This is a genomic window from Streptomyces sp. NPDC091272, assembly GCF_044757485.1.
GTDB lineage: Bacteria > Actinomycetota > Actinomycetes > Streptomycetales > Streptomycetaceae > Streptomyces.
This window is the reverse complement of record NZ_JBIVVC010000010.1, coordinates 92,855-108,771: the sequence shown is the minus strand read 5'-3', so window position 1 is coordinate 108,771 and position 15,917 is coordinate 92,855. Positions and strand designations below refer to the sequence as shown.

14 protein-coding genes and 1 pseudogene are annotated in these 15,917 nt (G+C 65.7%); 10 read left to right on the top strand and 5 right to left on the bottom strand.

The window, feature by feature from the left end; translation table 11 throughout:
• Position 1 precedes the first annotated feature (1 nt).
• The 4 genes from ACIQM4_RS25625 (at position 2) to ACIQM4_RS25610 (ending at position 4,786) form a co-directional block, all read left to right on the top strand.
• Complete coding sequence (locus ACIQM4_RS25625; protein WP_401596263.1) at positions 2–1,735, top strand: IlvD/Edd family dehydratase; 1,734 nt, start codon at positions 2–4, stop codon at positions 1,733–1,735.
• Positions 1,736–1,820: 85 nt separating this feature from the next.
• Positions 1,821–3,233: an acyclic terpene utilization AtuA family protein gene (locus ACIQM4_RS25620; protein ID WP_401595908.1), complete on the top strand. Its 1,413-nt coding sequence runs from the start codon at positions 1,821–1,823 to the stop codon at positions 3,231–3,233.
• Positions 3,226–3,534, top strand: coding sequence for a DUF4387 domain-containing protein (locus tag ACIQM4_RS25615; RefSeq protein WP_401595906.1), 309 nt, complete (start codon positions 3,226–3,228; stop codon positions 3,532–3,534). The genes ACIQM4_RS25620 and ACIQM4_RS25615 overlap by 8 nt, the downstream gene beginning before the upstream one ends.
• A gap of 91 nt (positions 3,535–3,625) precedes the next feature.
• Positions 3,626–4,786, top strand: a complete 1,161-nt coding sequence (locus ACIQM4_RS25610) for an alpha-hydroxy-acid oxidizing protein (protein ID WP_401595903.1) — start codon at positions 3,626–3,628, stop codon at positions 4,784–4,786.
• 233 nt (positions 4,787–5,019) lie between these two features.
• Here the strand turns inward: ACIQM4_RS25610 and ACIQM4_RS25605 are convergent, their stop codons facing one another.
• Positions 5,020–5,544: a CGNR zinc finger domain-containing protein gene (locus tag ACIQM4_RS25605; protein ID WP_401595900.1), complete on the bottom strand. Its 525-nt coding sequence runs from the start codon at positions 5,542–5,544 to the stop codon at positions 5,020–5,022.
• A gap of 25 nt (positions 5,545–5,569) precedes the next feature.
• Between ACIQM4_RS25605 and ACIQM4_RS25600 the strand changes: the two genes are divergently transcribed.
• A complete protein-coding gene (locus ACIQM4_RS25600; protein ID WP_401595897.1) occupies positions 5,570–6,238 on the top strand; it encodes a LysE family translocator in 669 nt (222 codons plus the stop codon).
• Between the two features lie 59 nt (positions 6,239–6,297).
• Positions 6,298–6,685, top strand: a pseudogene (locus tag ACIQM4_RS25595) (hypothetical protein); the annotation flags it as partial.
• 67 nt (positions 6,686–6,752) lie between these two features.
• Here the strand turns inward: ACIQM4_RS25595 and ACIQM4_RS25590 are convergent.
• Positions 6,753–7,658, bottom strand: coding sequence for a LysR family transcriptional regulator (locus ACIQM4_RS25590; RefSeq protein WP_401595894.1), 906 nt, complete (start codon positions 7,656–7,658; stop codon positions 6,753–6,755).
• A gap of 131 nt (positions 7,659–7,789) precedes the next feature.
• On the opposite strand from ACIQM4_RS25590, the gene ACIQM4_RS25585 reads away from it, so the two are divergent.
• A complete protein-coding gene (locus tag ACIQM4_RS25585; protein WP_401595891.1) occupies positions 7,790–8,896 on the top strand; it encodes a tartrate dehydrogenase in 1,107 nt (368 codons plus the stop codon).
• Positions 8,893–9,855, top strand: a complete 963-nt coding sequence (locus ACIQM4_RS25580) for an NAD(P)-dependent oxidoreductase (protein WP_401595890.1) — start codon at positions 8,893–8,895, stop codon at positions 9,853–9,855. Before ACIQM4_RS25585 ends, ACIQM4_RS25580 begins: the two co-directional genes overlap by 4 nt.
• 481 nt (positions 9,856–10,336) lie before the next feature.
• Here ACIQM4_RS25580 and ACIQM4_RS25575 read toward each other — a convergent pair whose 3' ends face one another.
• The gene (locus tag ACIQM4_RS25575; protein ID WP_401596261.1) at positions 10,337–10,489 is read right to left on the bottom strand and encodes a transposase; all 153 of its coding nucleotides are present in this window, start codon (positions 10,487–10,489) and stop codon (positions 10,337–10,339) included.
• Between the two features lie 410 nt (positions 10,490–10,899).
• Here ACIQM4_RS25575 and ACIQM4_RS25570 point away from each other — a divergent pair, with 410 nt between their 5' ends.
• Positions 10,900–11,427 carry a GtrA family protein gene (locus ACIQM4_RS25570; protein ID WP_401595888.1) on the top strand — a complete coding sequence of 176 codons (528 nt, stop codon included), beginning with the start codon at positions 10,900–10,902 and terminating at the stop codon, positions 11,425–11,427.
• A 391-nt stretch (positions 11,428–11,818) separates the two neighbouring features.
• Here ACIQM4_RS25570 and ACIQM4_RS25565 read toward each other — a convergent pair whose 3' ends face one another.
• Together ACIQM4_RS25565 and ACIQM4_RS25560 are read right to left on the bottom strand one after the other, a co-directional pair.
• The gene (locus tag ACIQM4_RS25565) at positions 11,819–12,175 is read right to left on the bottom strand and encodes a hypothetical protein (protein ID WP_401595886.1); all 357 of its coding nucleotides are present in this window, start codon (positions 12,173–12,175) and stop codon (positions 11,819–11,821) included.
• Between the two features lie 231 nt (positions 12,176–12,406).
• On the bottom strand, positions 12,407–13,021 hold the full coding sequence (locus tag ACIQM4_RS25560; RefSeq protein ID WP_401595883.1) for a hypothetical protein: 615 nt from the start codon (positions 13,019–13,021) through the stop codon (positions 12,407–12,409).
• Positions 13,022–14,174: 1,153 nt separating this feature from the next.
• Here ACIQM4_RS25560 and ACIQM4_RS25555 point away from each other — a divergent pair.
• Entirely contained in the window at positions 14,175–15,587 is a 1,413-nt protein-coding gene (locus ACIQM4_RS25555; protein ID WP_401595880.1) for an alpha/beta hydrolase, read from the top strand.
• Positions 15,588–15,917 lie beyond the last annotated feature (330 nt).

Sequence of the window (15,917 nt, the reverse complement as noted above, 5' to 3'; positions counted from 1 at the left end):
GATGTCCGAGGACGACAACGTAACCGAACTCCGGTCACAGGACTGGTTCGGCGGCCAGGGAGGCAAGGGCTTCACACACCGGAGCTGGGTGCGAAGCCGGGGCGTGCCCAAGGACCACTTCGACGGCCGGCCGATCATCGGTATCTGCAACACCTGGTCCGAGCTCACGTCCTGCAATTCTCATTTCCGTGAATTGGCTCAGCACGTCCGTGAGGGAGTGCTCGAAGCCGGCGGTGTGCCGATGGAGTTCCCCGTCATCTCGACGGGCGAGACGCTGACACGCCCTACCGCAATGCTGTTGCGCAACCTGTGCAGCATGGATGTCGAAGAGACCCTGCGAGCGAACCCGCTCGACGGTGTCGTGCTGATGATGGGCTGCGACAAGACGACCCCCGGGCTGCTGATGGGCGCGGCCAGCGTGAACCTGCCGACGATCGGTCTGTCGGCGGGACCGATGCTCAACGGGAGTTTTCGCGGCAAGTCCTTCGGTATCAAGGACGCCTGGAACCTCTCGGCGGACCTGCGCTCGGGCCGGGCGACGTCCCAGGACGCGGAGGAGGCCGAGAGCTGTCTCAACCGCACCGTCGGTGTGTGCAACGTGATGGGTACCGGGTCGACCATGGCATCGATGGTCGAGGCGATGGGAATCGGGCTGCCTGACAATGCCGCGATCCCGGCGGTCGACGCACGGCGCAAGGTACTCGCGCGGATGGTGGGGCGCCGCAGCGTAGACCTGGTCCGCGAGAACCTCACGCTCGACAAGGTGATGACCCGCGAGGCGTTCGAGAATGCGATCAAGGTCAACGCAGCGATCGGGGGATCGACCAACGCCGTGATTCACCTGACCGCGATGGCGCGGCGTATGGAAGTTCCGATGAGTATCGAGGACTGGCATCAGATCGGCAGGGACATCCCGACCCTGCTGAACATCCAGCCGTCGGGCAGCTACCTGATGCAGGACTTCCACGAGGCCGGCGGACTGCCGGTGATCATACGAGACCTGTGTGAGGCGGGCCTGCTGGAGGGCGATGCGCTGACCGTGTCCGGGAGGACCCTCGCGGAGAGCAACGCCGATGCCGTGTGCCACAACCGAGAGGTGATTCACAGCGTGGCAGAGCCGTTCAAGTCGCATTCGGGAATTGCGGTTCTCCGCGGCAACCTGTGTCCGGACGGTGCCGTCATCAAACCGTCGGCCGCCGAACCGCGTTTGCTCAAACACCAGGGGCGAGCCGTGGTGTTCGAGAACCAGGATGACCTCAACAAGCGTGTGGACGATCCTGACCTGGACATCGACGCGGATTCAATCATGGTCCTGAAGAATTGCGGACCCAAGGGTTTTCCGGGGATGCCCGAACTCGGGATGATGCCGATCCCGGCCAAACTGCTGGCCCAGGGCGTCAAAGACATAGTGCGCATCTCGGATGCGCGGATGAGCGGCACGTCCTTCGGAGCGGTCGTTCTCCATGTGTCGCCCGAGGCAGCGGCCGGGGGCCTGCTGGACGTGGTCCGCAACGGTGACCTGATCGAGTTGGACGTGGCCGAACGCAGGCTCGAACTGCTCATCTCCGATGAGGAGGCGCAGCTGCGGCTCAGCGTGCGGCGCGACGCCGATCCGAAGACGACGCGCGGCTACGCAAAGCTCTACATCGACACCGTGAACCAGGCGCATGACGGCTGTGACCTGGATTTCCTGGTCGGCAAGACGGGCAGCGCCGTACCGCCCAATCAGCACTGACCCGCTGAAACAGTGACCCTCTTCCGTCGCGTCGAGACATCCGAAGAACGCGCATGAGAATCGGTTGAAGATGTGGAGCAGAAGCATGGCAACGATGTCTGAACCTGTATCAGTCAAGGTCTACGTGCCGCAGGGTTCGCTGGGTGTGGGAATCTTCCCGGAGGAGATCGACTACGCCCTGGCGAGCAACCCCGACGTCATCGCGCTGGACGCCGGTTCCACGGACAGCGGTGCGGCCTACCTCGCCAAGGGGGTGTCGAAGAACGACAGGGGATCCGTCAAGAAGGACCTGGAACTTCTGATGCACGCACAGCGCGTGGCGGGTGTCCCTATCCTGATCGGTACGGCCGGTCAGGCCGGCGGCGACAAGAACGTCGACTGGACGCGGGACATCGCCCTGGAGATCGCGCGCGAACAGGGATACGCGTTGAAGATTGCGCTTCTCTACTCGGAGCAGTCCCCGCAGCTCGTCAAGCAGAAGCTCGCGGAGCAGAAGATCTCCAATCTTCCTCCGCTCGGTGACCTCGACGAATCGACGATCGACAGTTGTCTGCACATTGTCGCCCTGATGGGACCGGAGCCGTATTTCGCGGCTCTGGAGGCGGGTGCCGACATCATCATCGGAGGACGCGCTTCCGACCCGGCGGTCATCGCCGCTTTTCCGCTGTGGAAGGGTGCCTCCCCGGGCCCGTGCTGGCACGCGGGCAAGATCGCCGAGTGTGGCGGTCAGGCGACGTCTGCCAATACGGGGCAGCGGGGTGTGATGATCCAGATCCACGCGGACGGCTTCGACGTCGAGCCTGTGGATCCGCAGGTCAAGGCCACGGTCGAGACCATCTCCGGGCACCTGCTCTATGAGAACAAGAACCCCTGGAAGCTGACCGAGCCCGGCGGCGAACTCGATGTGACGGCCTGTCAGTACACCCAGCTCACCGAGTCGAAGGTACGGGTCACCGGTTCTGTCTGGAATCCGCAGCCCTACACGATGAAACTGGAGGGCGCCTCGGGGAACCTTTTTCAGACGATCATGATCGTCGGGATCGCCGATCCCGATGTCCTGGCCGATCCTCAGACCTTCCACGACAAGATGCTGACCACGCTGAAACAGCGTGCGACGTCGGCGACCGGTCTCGCGGAGGATGAGTTTCATATCTCTCTGCGTATGTACGGCTGGAACGGTGTGAGTGGTATGGCCCCGCCCGAGGGCTCCGTGCCGCTTGAAATCGGCCTGATGGGTGTCATCACGGCCAAGAGTCAGGCGCTGGCGAGCAACATCGCGAAAGCCTGCAATCCGTACTTCTTCCACATGCCCATTCGGATGGGCATGGAACTCCCCAGCTACGGGTGGGCGTTCACGCCGGGTGACATCGACCGGGGAGCTGTCTACCAGTTCGAACTGAACCATGTGGTCAGTGTCGATGATCCATTGGAGCTCGTCCGGATGGAGATGCTCGACGTCTCCGAGGGCCAGGCAGTGAAGGCGGTCAGCAATGCCTAAGGTCAGTGAGGTCTGTCGTCATGTCAGGTCCAAGGTCGCGGGCCCGTTCTGGGTCACTCTTGACCTGATGTTCGACAGCCAGGAGAATTACGAACGTTACTCACGAAGTGCGGCCTTGGGTGCCGATTCCATCGCCTCGATCTACGGTATCGATGCGAAGACGGTGTCGCTGTTTCCGATCCCGACGCTGAAGGTTCTGAAGATCTCCTATCCGAGGCCTGTCCCCCAGGGCGGCGTCGAGGAGCGGGATCTGCATTCCGGCCAGCAGTACGCCTTCCTTCTCGATCTCGAACTGCCCTGACATCCCCAAGTCGACGGGAGCAGGAAAGGGAACCGTGACGACGAGACGTTGCCACTCTGTCGCGGTTTCTTGACGCTCCGATTGGATTGGCATGACCGACCAGTTTGCCGACTACCAGCTCGAAATCTATCTCGATGCGCTGAGCGGGCACATCTCGGGTTATCCGATGGACTACGCGACGCTGGAACAGAAGGCAGCCGCTTCACTGTCGTCCTCCTTGCATTCTTACATCGCCGGGGGAGCCGGCGACGAAGCGACCCAGCGCCGCAACGTGGAGTCCTTCTCCGAGTGGGGACTCGTACCGCGGATGCTGGTCGGGGCCAGTGAACGGGACATGTCGGTCACGGTATGGGGCCAGACCTTTCCCAGCCCGGTCTTCATGGCGCCGGTGGGTGTGGTCGGGCTGGTGACCGACGATCAGCACGGAGACATGGCGGTGGCGCAGGCCGCCGCCCGGACCGGCGTACCCGCGATGTTCTCGACACTCATGCAGGATCCGCTGGAAGAGGTCATCACCCACGCGGGCTCGACGGCGAGCTTCTTCCAGCTCTACACGCCCAAGGACCGTGATCTGGCGGCCAGTCTGGTCCAGCGCGCGGAGAGGGCGGGCTATCGCGGCATCGCGGTCACACTGGACACCTGGATTCCAGGCTGGCGGCCCCGCGACCTCGCGAGCGGCAATTTCCCGCAGTTGCGCGGACATGTACTGAAGAACTACACCACTGATCCGGTCTTCCGGCGCCTCACGGGGTCGAAGGACGATCCGCAGTCGGCCGTCCGCACCTGGGTGCAGACATTTGGTAATCCACTGACCTGGGCAGACCTGGAGTGGTTGCGGTCCCTGACCGGCCTGCCGATCGTCCTCAAGGGGATCTCCCACCCGGACGACGCGCGTCGAGCCGTCGACGCCGGCGTGGACGGCATCTACTGCTCCAACCACGGTGGACGCCAGGCCAACGGCGGTCTCAGTGCTCTCGAGGTACTGCCGGCGGTGGTGGAGGCCTGCGCCGACCAGGTGCCGGTGCTGTTCGACTCGGGTGTGCGGAGCGGGTCCGATGTGGTCAAGGCGCTCGGTCTCGGTGCGACGATGGTCGGCATCGGCCGCCCCTACGTCTATGGACTCGCGCTCGGCGGCGTCAGCGGACTCGTCCACGTCCTGCGGATGATGCTGGCCGAGGCCGATCTGCTCATGGCGGTGAACGGTTACCCGGACATCGCGTCGGTGCGCGCGAACATCCGCAGAGTGAGCTGAGGTCTCGGGCGAGGGCCCTTCGCACGCTCAAGGGCATTACCCGGCGGACGGACCGTGACCTCAGTCGGGCACGGTCCGCCCGCTGTCCACTCATCTCGCCGTTTGTGGACGGCTCCGGGGGGCGAGGCGGCGCAGACCACCGTCAGGACGCCACCCCCTTCACAACCCTGGTACCGGGCTGTGGTGCGGAAGTTCTGTCGGATGGCCGAGTGGAACAGTCGCAGCGCGAGTGGTTACCGCTCGTGCTGACGAGCACGGTGTCGACGGACAGCATCCCGGCTGCCGCAGCGTGGTGAGCAGTACCGCTGGGTGCCGTTCCGCGAGGTGTCGACGACAACGTTCCTGCAGGGGCGGGCGGCGCACCGGCCCAGGCGGTTCATGCCACGCGTTGTCAGGTGCAGTGCAGTGCCGACGCTGAACACGGCGTGCAGCACTCGCGGTAGGTCGTCGTCGACGTCGCGATAGTGCAGATGCCAGCCCTCGGCGTTGTGGTTCGTCAGGCGTGGATACGCAGTCGCGGCGGCCATCTGTTCATTGAGGATCGATGCCCGTTCGTCCGGATCATGGGTGTCGACGACCCGGAGCCAGTCATCGAGCACTGCCCGGCAGCGGACGTGGTCGTCGGGCCGCTCGGGAAAGGGCATCGTCATGCCGAACTCGCGAGTCCGCTCCACGATCCCGGCCTGAGTGTCAGGCCAGTCGTCGGCCAAGGAACGGGCGAGGAGCACGGCATACTCGCCGTAAGGGTTGAGATGCATAAGGTCATTACATCAGGGTGGGGACATGCCCCTCACCTCGCTGTCCTCCCCCGTCTCCGGGGCGCCCGTCCTCGGGATGGCGCTCACCGCGCTGGCCATGGTCCTGACCCCCGGGCCCAACATGATCTACCTCGTCTCGCGCAGCATCAGCCAGGGTCGTGCAGCGGGACTCATCTCCCTGGCCGGCACCGGCGTCGGATTCGTCATCTACATGCTGATGGCCAACCTCGGCCTCGCGGTCGTGTTCGTGGCCGTGCCCTGGTTGTTTATCGGCTTCAAAGCCGCCGGCGTCCTCTACCTGGCCCACCTCGCCCGGCAGGCCCTACGAACCGGAGGTCGAGGCGTGTTCGAGGTCCGTGACATTCCCCGTGACAGCCCCGCCCGGCTCTTCCATATGGGGCTGGTGACGAACCTGCTCAACCCCAAGGCCGCCATCATGTACCTGACCTTGATCCCGCAGTTCATCGACCCATCCCGCGGACATCCGACCGTCCAGGGCCTGACTCTCGGGTCGATCCAGATCGCGGTGAGCCTCACCGTCAACGCGCTGATCGTCATCGCCGCCGGCGTCATCGCCACCTTTCTCGAGCAGCGCCCGAGCTGGGCCGCCATGCAACGCCGCGCCACCGGCACCCTCCTAGGCGCCGTCGCACTCCTGCTCGCCCGCGAGGTGCCCGCACGAGCCCGAGTCTGACCAGAAGCCCCAGTGGAGAACCTGTACCGCCTTGCGGCGCAGGTTCTCCACTGGGGCACCGGCACCGCAACGGGGAGCCCATGCACGACCGCTCTTCGCGACCGAGGACCTCGCCGAACAAGACGAGCGAGCCGGTGGCCAAGCGCTGTATCAGTCTGCGAATAAGGTTGCGAGAAGGCCCAGTTCAGCTTGCCGCGCGGCTCGCGATCGCCCCGTCCACCGTGCACCGCACCCTCACCGCCGCTCGGTTGAATCGTTTGTCGCACGTTGATCGCGAGACGGGGGAGCCGCTCCGACGGTACGAGTACCCGCACCCCGGATCGCTCGGCGTGCGAGACGCTGTCACTGCGGCCCAAGCGCACACGCCCGTACCGGCCACGAACGAATGGGAACGTCGAGCGCTTCCACCGGACCATGGCTGACGGGTGGGCTTACGCCCGCTGCCACCAGTTGAGTACTGCTGTCGGCAGCTACCGCCCACTTCAGGCAATCTGAGCTTTCGCTGAGGAGACACTTACGTCAGGTCAGCGGCCAGTCGTCCCGGCAGACGCGCCGCGAGGTGTTCGATCAGCTCACTCACCCGTCGGGGAACGTGTCCGTCGTCTTCGAGCAGGGCGTAGATGTCGGCCGCGGGCGTCGGGATGTGCGGCAGTACGCGGACCAGGTTCCCGCGCTCGATGTGGGGGCGGACGTGCCACTCCGAGCGCATGATCACGCCACGACCCTCCAAGGCCCAACTGGTGACGATGTCTCCGTCGTTGCTCGACAGCGGGCCGCGAACCCGCACATGTCGCGGGTCGCTGACATCGCCGAACCGCCAGAGCGCGTAGTCACCCTCGTTCTCGCGCAGCACGATGCAGTCGTGTCGTGCCAGATCCTCGATGTCTGTGGGCGCGCCGCGTCGCTCCAGGTAGGAGGGCGCGGCGCACGGCACGCGCCGGTTCTCCGCCAGCCGGCGCATCCGCAGTGAGGAATCGGGCGGACTTCCCACGTGAACGGCCACGTCGAACTTCCGCCGGTGCGGTCGCAGAGGCAACGCGGAGGTGTCGAGTTGCACCTGGAGTTGCGGATGTGACGCCGCGAACTCCGCCAGCAGCGGGGCGACATGCGCACGTCCGAGGCCCAGGGTCGCCTGGACGAGCAGGGCGCCACGCAGGTCCCCGGACTTTTCCGTTACCAGGTCCTCCAGCTCGCGCAGCCGGTCGAGGATCGAGTCGAGTCCGTTGGCGTACAGGGCGCCCTCCGAGGTCAGCTCCAGCCGGCGCGTGCCCCGCTGGACGAGACGTACGTCGAGACGGCTTTCGAGTGCGCGCAGCCGCTTGCTGACCACCGGAAGCGACCAGTCAAGTTCCCGGGCCGCCGCCGTGAGCGTCTCGCTGGCGGCCACGACCTGGAAGAACCTCAGGTCGTCGACGGACATCTTCAACAGTTCCCCCGTCCAGCCCGACTTTCTCCTAGGGAAAGCATAAGTTGCCCGGAGCGCGGTTGTCACAGATCACGCCCGAAGCCCACAGTGGAGAGCCACATGGGCCAGGACGAGGAGCAGTAGCCGTGCCACAGCGTTACCGCATCGCCGCCGTTCCCGGGGACGGCATAGGCAAAGAAGTCGTTCCCGAAGGGCTGCGGTGCCTGCGCGCCGCGGCCGACGCGTACGACTTCGTCCTCGACGTGGAGGAGTTCGGCTTCGCCAGCGCAGACCACTGGCTGCGCCACGGGGAGATGATGCCGAAGGACTGGCACAACATCCTGGGCGGCTTCGACGCGATCTACTTCGGCGCGGTCGGCTGGCCCGAGGTCGTACCCGACCACGTGTCCCTGTGGGGAAGCCTCCTGCAGATCCGGCGCGGGTTCGACCAGTACGTCAATCTGCGGCCCGTACGGCTCTTGCGCGGCGTGCGCGGTCCCCTGCGCGACCACGGTCCGGGGGACATCGACTTCTACGTGGTGCGAGAGAACACCGAGGGCGAGTACTCCAGCATCGGTGGGCGGATCTTCGAGGGGACCGAGCGCGAGACCGTGCTGCAGGAGACCGTCATGACCCGCATCGGCGTCGACCGCGTGCTGCGGTACGCCTTCGAACTCGCCGACGCACGACCGCGCAGGCATCTGACCTGGGCAACCAAGAGCAACGGCATCTCCATATCCATGCCCTACTGGGACGAGCGGGCGAGCGAGATGGCGCTGCGCTACCCGCGGGTGACCGCCGACAAGGACCACATCGACATCCTGGCGGCCAAGTTCGTGCTGCGGCCCGACCGGTACGACGTCGTGGTCGCGAGCAACCTGTTCGGCGACATCCTCTCCGACCTGGGCCCGGCCTGCACCGGCACGATCGGGATAGCGCCGAGTGCCAACATCAACCCTGAGCGGAACCATCCGAGTCTGTTCGAACCCGTCCACGGGTCGGCCCCCGACATCGCGGGACTCGGCATCGCCAACCCGGTCGGACAGATCTGGAGCGGAGCGATGATGCTGGAGCACCTCGGCGAGACGACGGCCGCCGCGGCCACCGTCGCCGCCGTCGAATCCGTCCTGGAACGGCAGCCGGACGTACTCACGCCCGACCTCGGCGGGACCGGGACCACACAGGCGCTGGGATCGGCAGTCGCTCGGCAGATCGGCCGCGGATGCCACCGCATCAACGAAACCTCCGCATGAGGGAAGTGGAAGACGTGCCGCGTGTCCTGATCACCACTGACTATCTGCGCCCCGGCGACGAGGTGGACCAATACCTCCGCGCCGCCGGTCTCCAGACGCACCACGCCCCGATGGTCGGACGCCGCGATCCGGAGGAACTCGTGTCCGCGCTGGCCGGGATCGATGCTGCGCTCGTCGCGAACGAGCCCCTGACCGCAGAAGTGCTCGCCCGCGTTCCGCGACTGCGTGTGGTGGTACGTACAGGGGTCGGCTACGACTCCATCGACATCGAGGCAGCGGGGCGACTCGGTGTCAGTGTGAGCAACCTGCCCGGGATCAACGCGAACGCCGTGGCCGAGTACACGCTGGGCCTGCTTCTCGCCTCGGCACGCCGTCTGGTCCACAGTGCCACCGGTGTGCTCGCCGGAGGTTGGCCGCGCGAGGACGGCCGTGAGTTGTGCGGGGCGACACTCGGCCTGGTCGGTTACGGCGCCGCTGCTCGCGCCGTCGTACCGCTGGCTCAGGCGTTCGGTATGGACGTGGTGTGCGCCACGGGCGTCCCGGAGAGCCTGCGCGGTGACCTTGCGGTGCGGTTCGTTCCCTTCCACGAACTACTGGCCACCTCCGACTACGTGTCGATCCATACCGCGCTGACCGACAGGACCCGGACGCTGTTCGACGCCTCCGCCTTCGCACGGATGAAGGAAACGGCCGTACTCATCAACACCGCACGCGGAGCCGTCGTCGACGAGCAGGCCCTCGCCGACGCGGTTCGGACGGGCGGCATCGCGGGCGCGGAACTCGACGTGGTGACGCAAGAGCCTCTTTCGGCGGGGAGTCCGCTGCGAGGCGTCGAGGGCATCACCGTCTACTCCCACCTGGCGGGCCAGACCGCACAGGCCCGCCAGGCAGCGGGCCTCGCGGGCGCTGCCGAGCTGGTGGCCGCTCTGGCAGGGCGGCCACGGTTCGCCGTCAAGTAACGCCGACCAACACCTTGAAGGACGTCCCGTAACTGCCGGCCAGAAAGGAGTGATTTGGTCGTGACTGGCGTGCTCTGCTCACGGCGACGGAGCCTCCCTGAAGAGGTCCGTTCACCGGACTCAGGCCGCGGCAGTCCAACAAGCTGATACCGAGCTGCGGCGTGAGGGAGCCCACCCGGTGGATTCCGCAAGAACACGGGGCTTGACCCCGGATTTGGTCACATCTGTGCCGGTCGGGCCAGGGTCGTTGCCGCGGGGCGGAAGTCGTTCTCGTAGGTGAGTGGAGTCCGCTGACTGAGGTGGGAGTGCCGACACCGGGTGTCGCTTGGCGGCCGCCAAGGGATGACAAGCTCGGTGCGCATGTGATCGCCGATTGCCCACGTCGGCCGACCGACGTCGACGAGGTCGATGGCGGTCGACAGATAGAGGGTCTTCGATCCAAAGACCGGCAGGTATGTGATGTCGCCCCCGTGCTTCGTGTTCATTGTAAAAGCGGTGAAGTGACGGCCGAGCGCATAAATCCCGCGGCTCGCTTGTGGTTGACCGCCGGGCCGCCCTCGTCACGGAACTCGGCGGTGATCCTGAGGGCTCCGTAGGTGCAGACGGATTCCTTGTATGCACCTTGCGTCTCCAGGACACGATGCTGGATTCGGCGGCCTGCCGGGCCGCCCGTGCTACCGCGGGGCGGCGCCAGTAATAGAAGCTTGCGCGCGAGAGCCCGAGAATGCCGCGGAGCCGCCTCCCGCCGTGACGGCGCTGGTGACCTCTAACGAACCGACAGCGGTTCACCAGCGCGTCTGCGTCGCGAAATCGCGGGAGACGTCGTTTCCGTCATGAAACCTTCAAGGTCTGTGTGGGGTAGCCGTCAAGTTTGTCCCGGAGCATGGACGCATGGCTTACCGCCGGGGAACGGGCACAGGGTGCTTGGCGCCTGCCTGCTCCAGTGCATGACCAGTTAGCTATAAGGGGCAAGTGGAAACTGTGTGAGGGTCTCGCACGGTGGAAGGTGTCCTCCTCATATGGTGAGGTTGAAAGGGTCGGATCGTGAAGACAGGACAGAGTCGGCAATCGACGTCACCCTCAGCCCTCGTTTCGTTCGGCCGCTTCGTTTTCTGCGGAGGCGGGTTGGGAATCGCTTCGAGTTTCGCCGTGACGGCCCTCGCTCTCTGGATCCCTTGGTTGCTTGCCAATTGCGTGATTACCGTGGTGTCGACGCTTCTTGCCACCGAAATGCATTCTCGCTTCACTTTCGGCAGGGGAGGGCGCGCCACCTGGCGCCAGCATGTGCAGTCAGCCGGGTCCGCAGCGGCCGCGTATGTGGTGACGTGCATGTCGATGGTCGCCTTGAGTCAACTGGTGACCCGACCCGACGTAGTGCTTGAGCAGGTCGTCTACCTCTCTGCCTCTGCACTTGCCGGTGTCGTGCGGTTCGCGGTACTGCGTCTCGTCGTCTTCACACGGGACCACGAGCAGACCGAAGCCACCGTCCGTAGGGTTCCGCCCCTATACACGATCGTGTCCCAGCCTGCGGCACCGGTCGACGCAGCGCCCCTCAGTCACGTCACTTACTGATCATCGCCGCTGTCGCACCGAGTCAGATGTTCGGAGCCATGCGATGGTGGATCGGATGGGCGCGAAGTCGAGGCGAAGTTAGTTGCAGGGCCCGGTTGTCACGGCCATACATCGGACAACCGATGCACCCAGACGCTCTTACCGCGCTCATCAACGACATCGGCATCCCGACCACGGATTGCCGCACAGCCGCGACCCGGCAACACGCTCTGGAAATGCCCGTGCCGGCCGTCGCCGAGGCTCCCGGCCATCACCGGGTCACCACAGCCAAGCTCGCGTCCGAGACCGGAGGCACCTGGAGCCGATACGCCGCCGGAGACCACTGGCGGTCGCCACCCGGCTGGCCCCCGCAGAGCACTGCCTGGATCTGCGGACGGCCGAAATGGACCGTCTACTCCGCAGGAAGAGGACTCAACGGGATCTGGGACAACGCCCAGCGCGTAAACCTGAGTAGATCCTCGCCGACGACGTCCTCAAGCCGGTCGAAATCCTCCGGCAGCACGTCGAGCAGGAAGTGCTCGACTTCCCGGTCGGCCCGCTTGATCAGGATGAGGCAGCGGTAACAGGGCTTGGGGAGACGCTCAAGAAGGATCGCTCGCAGGGACCCCATCGCATCGTCGGCCAGGTACTGATCCAGCCATCCAGGCTCGCGTCCCCTACCGAGGTTGAGGCGCTCGCTCCTCGAACTCAGCTCTATGAGGACCTGCTTGGTCACACGCTTGATCTCTCTGGGGACGTTCAGCATCATGAACGCAGGTTATCCACCAACGGCCAGAACACGAGGGGCTGCCAGCACAGACCATGACCTGCGGCACCCCGACAAATACGGTGACTGCACCGGCGTTTGGCAGCAATACTCGCGGCAGTTGCATACGCGAGCCCCCCAGTACCAAGTATCAGCAGTCGACCGGCCGTCAGAACCTCGTGCTCACCGAGGTCGGAATCGAGGACCCGACAACGTTCCAGGAGGAAGGTGGCGTCAAAGGCATTCGGGGGTCAGCCAAGTCCGCTCGTACTTCACCCCGTTCACCGTGACCTGGCCAGTGAAGTGGACACACTTCGTCGCTGCGCCGTACACGTCGATATAGCCGGCGTACTGGTTGTAGGTGCCCGAGTCGTACCAGGAAGTCTGCCAGTCACCGCGGCGGACGACGATCTTCATGGGATGCGCACCGGAGATCCCCTCGCCGGCGCTCGCACAGTAGGTACCGCCCTTGTAGCTGCCGGAGTACCAGATCTGCATGTACCCGAGTTCCCTGGTGCCGTTGCGCAGGGTCACGGTTTTCCACGTTTGGCCCGCGCAAGAGCTGAACGGTCCGCCGTAGCCGGGTGGAGCGTCTGCCGGATCGGTCGCCGACGCAGTCGGAGACTGCAGCAGGCTCGCGATCACCACGAGAATTCCCAGCACGAACGTCCTTGGCCTCGACGCCGTTCCTGTCAGAACCTTCATCTCGTACCCCCGATTGTCCTCGCCCAGGTCGTCATGCTCGGCGCAGGTCCCGACGATGACAGTCGGCGTCCACGCAGACAAGGTGCGCGGCGCAATTGGCAAGAAGCCGCCGGAAACAAGCCACACATCCGCGGATGCGATCACACCGTCGCGGGCCCTGTTATCTCCTTCGGTCGCATCTCGGCTGACCGTCGCGGTAGTGGGGTAACAAGGGGATCAGAGCACCGTGATCATGCTGTGGCGGCTTTTGGGCTCAGCTTTGCTGGACTCGCAAGGCCATGAACAAGTGCCTGGCGCCAATGGCTGTTCTGGTCCCCGAGGCCGGTGTACCCCGATGCCATCGCCCAGGCGCACGCCGACTTCGCCGACCTCCAGGACGCCGACGACGTCCCTCACCCCGCCGATTTCGTATCCGGCACCCGCACGATCCGCTCACTCCGGCGCCAGCCGGATCATGATCAATCTCGACGGCTGGACCCTAACCGCACTAACACGCCGTACTAGCACAGTGTGCTAGATTTGCTCTAACACGCTGTACTAGTGGTGTTGCAGTTGATGTGCGAAGGGGAGTGCGAAGCATGGCGTGGAAGCGGTGGGCGGCATCGAAGCGCCGCAAGCCGGGAGACGGCAGAGACGGCAGGAACTGCAGCGGTTCCGCTGGTGGCAGCTCTCCCTGCGCTCCCTGTTCTGGCCACGGTTTCCCGGTACAGGCGGGCACGCCCGGCTGCACGCCGTGGACGTACGGCACTGGGCGCGGTTGGACAACAGCAAGATCCGGGCGCATCTGCTCCTGGATCGCAGGCACATGGCCGAGTCGAGATTGCCCGCGGTTTTCCCAGTCGACGGGGGCGTCATCGAGGTGGCGATGCGCAACTACGGCATCAACGCTGCCACTACCGCCCTTTGGGCGGGCAATCGCGTCAGCTCACGCCCGGCCCGGATTCGGCGGAGGGACGGCGGGCCCGCTTCGGTGCCCGAAGTGAGAACGAGACGACCACGTCAGTCCTCTGCGGCTGGCTTCTTGCGCGGCTGGCTTCTTGCGTGACCGGCACGGCACGGCCGCAGGGCACGATCCGAGCACGGTGAAAGGAAGATGGTCATGATCCAGTTGAGGCCAAGGCCCACCGCCCGGTACGGGGCAGCGTTCGCAGCAGCCCTCATGGCCCTGACCGGGTGTTCGTCCGGCGCGCCGGGGTCGCGCAGCACGTCCGCAGTGGCCACGTCGGCCTCCGCCCCGTCCCCGGGTCCGCTCACTTGGAGTGCATGCGGGAAGAACCTTGAATGCGCCACTCTCAAGGTGCCGCAGGAATACAACGAGCCCGATGGCGCGCAGATCCCGCTCGCGGTCATGCGGCATCGGGCCACCGATCCCGAACACCGCATCGGCAGCCTGATCTTCAACCCGGGCGGGCCCGGGGTTCCTGCCACCGAGACACTGCGTAATCTGCCCAGAACAGCTGGCACTCCTGGCGCCTTCTCGGCAGCGGTGCTCGCCAGGTTCGACGTCGTCGCGGTGGACCCGCGCGGCGTCGGCGGATCGCAGGCCGTTCGCTGCCTTACCGACAAGCAGCGAGCCGACGCCGCCGGTACCGCGTTCAACCCGGCCGTCCCCGGGGGCAAACCCCTGCCGCGGTTGCTGACCGATGCCGCCACGTTCACCGACGGCTGCGTCAAACAGCAGAGCAGAAAGTTCCTCGCCAGCCTGTCCACCGACAATGTGGCCCGCGACATCGACCAGGTCCGCTCCGCGCTCGGCGAGGACAAAATCACGTACTACGGCTTGTCCTACGGCACCGTGGTCGGCCCCATGTACGCCACCCTCTTCCCTCACCGCGTCCGCCAAATGGTGCTCGACGCCCCCGTCGACACCAACTTGTGGTTCGGCAACTCCCTCACCTTCCTCAGCGACGTCGCCGTGGCAAGCGAACGGACGCTCAACGCCTGGTTCAAGACCTGCCGCACCGAAGGGACCGCAGTGTGCCCGTTCGGAGCGGGCGACCCGCAGACGGCGTTCGACACGCTTATCGACACGCTGGAAGCGAAGCCGCTGAGGATCGCACCTGCCGCCGGCGCCGCACCGGGCGGCCAACTCGACGGCGCCATGGCCCTTGAGGCCACCCGGGCCCTGGCCGGCGACCAGAACACCTGGCCCTTGCTCACCTCGGCGCTGCTGGCCGCACAGAAAGGAAACGGCGCGCCCCTGTACACCCTGTGGAGCAGCGTCACGGTGTCTCCCTTCCCCGTCCCCACCGCGATGTACGAAGCCCACACCGCGGTGCGCTGCGCCGACTGGCAGACCCCGGTCGGCGTCGTCGCGCACAGGGCCGCAGCCACCAAGGCTGTCACCGAGGCCAAGCGGATCGGGACCCGGGCCGCCTACTCCGCCCTGAACTGCGCCCGGTGGCCCGCGCCGAACAACGACCGCGTCACCAAGCCGCTCACAGGCGCTGGTGCGCCGTCGGTACTGGTGGTCGCAGGCCGGCTGGACCCCGTCACACCCCACCACTGGGCCGAGAACATGACCCGAACCCTGGACTCTGCGGTCCTGCTCACGCGTGAAGGAGTCGGACACGGCTCCTACGGCACCAATACGTGCGTGAACAGCGCAGTTGACGCCGCCCTCGTCCACGGCACCCACCCCGCCGACGACGCCGTGTGCAAGACGGGCACCCCCGCCACCACCCGCCCCTTTGTCCCCGCGAACCGTTGAGTCACAGCCGGTCTGTCTTCACCCGCGTACGCGTACGTGTACGTGTACACGTACACACGGCATGACCGTTGAGCGAGCAGAAAGACATGCTCGTAGCCCTCGCCGCCCAGCTGCGGGCCGAGATCGACGGCGCCGCGTAGCTGATCCGGCCCCCGGGCCGGGGAGGTCGCTGTACTCAGGAGGCCCGGTCTGTTCGGCCACGGTGGGGTGCACGAACCGGATCCTGGTGCGCTCCGTCGGCCTTGGTGGAAGGGCGCATCAACGTCTCCGGTCCAACCGGCCGCCCCGCCCGGGTCGCTTGCCGACTGCTCCTGTGTGATGGACGGGGGC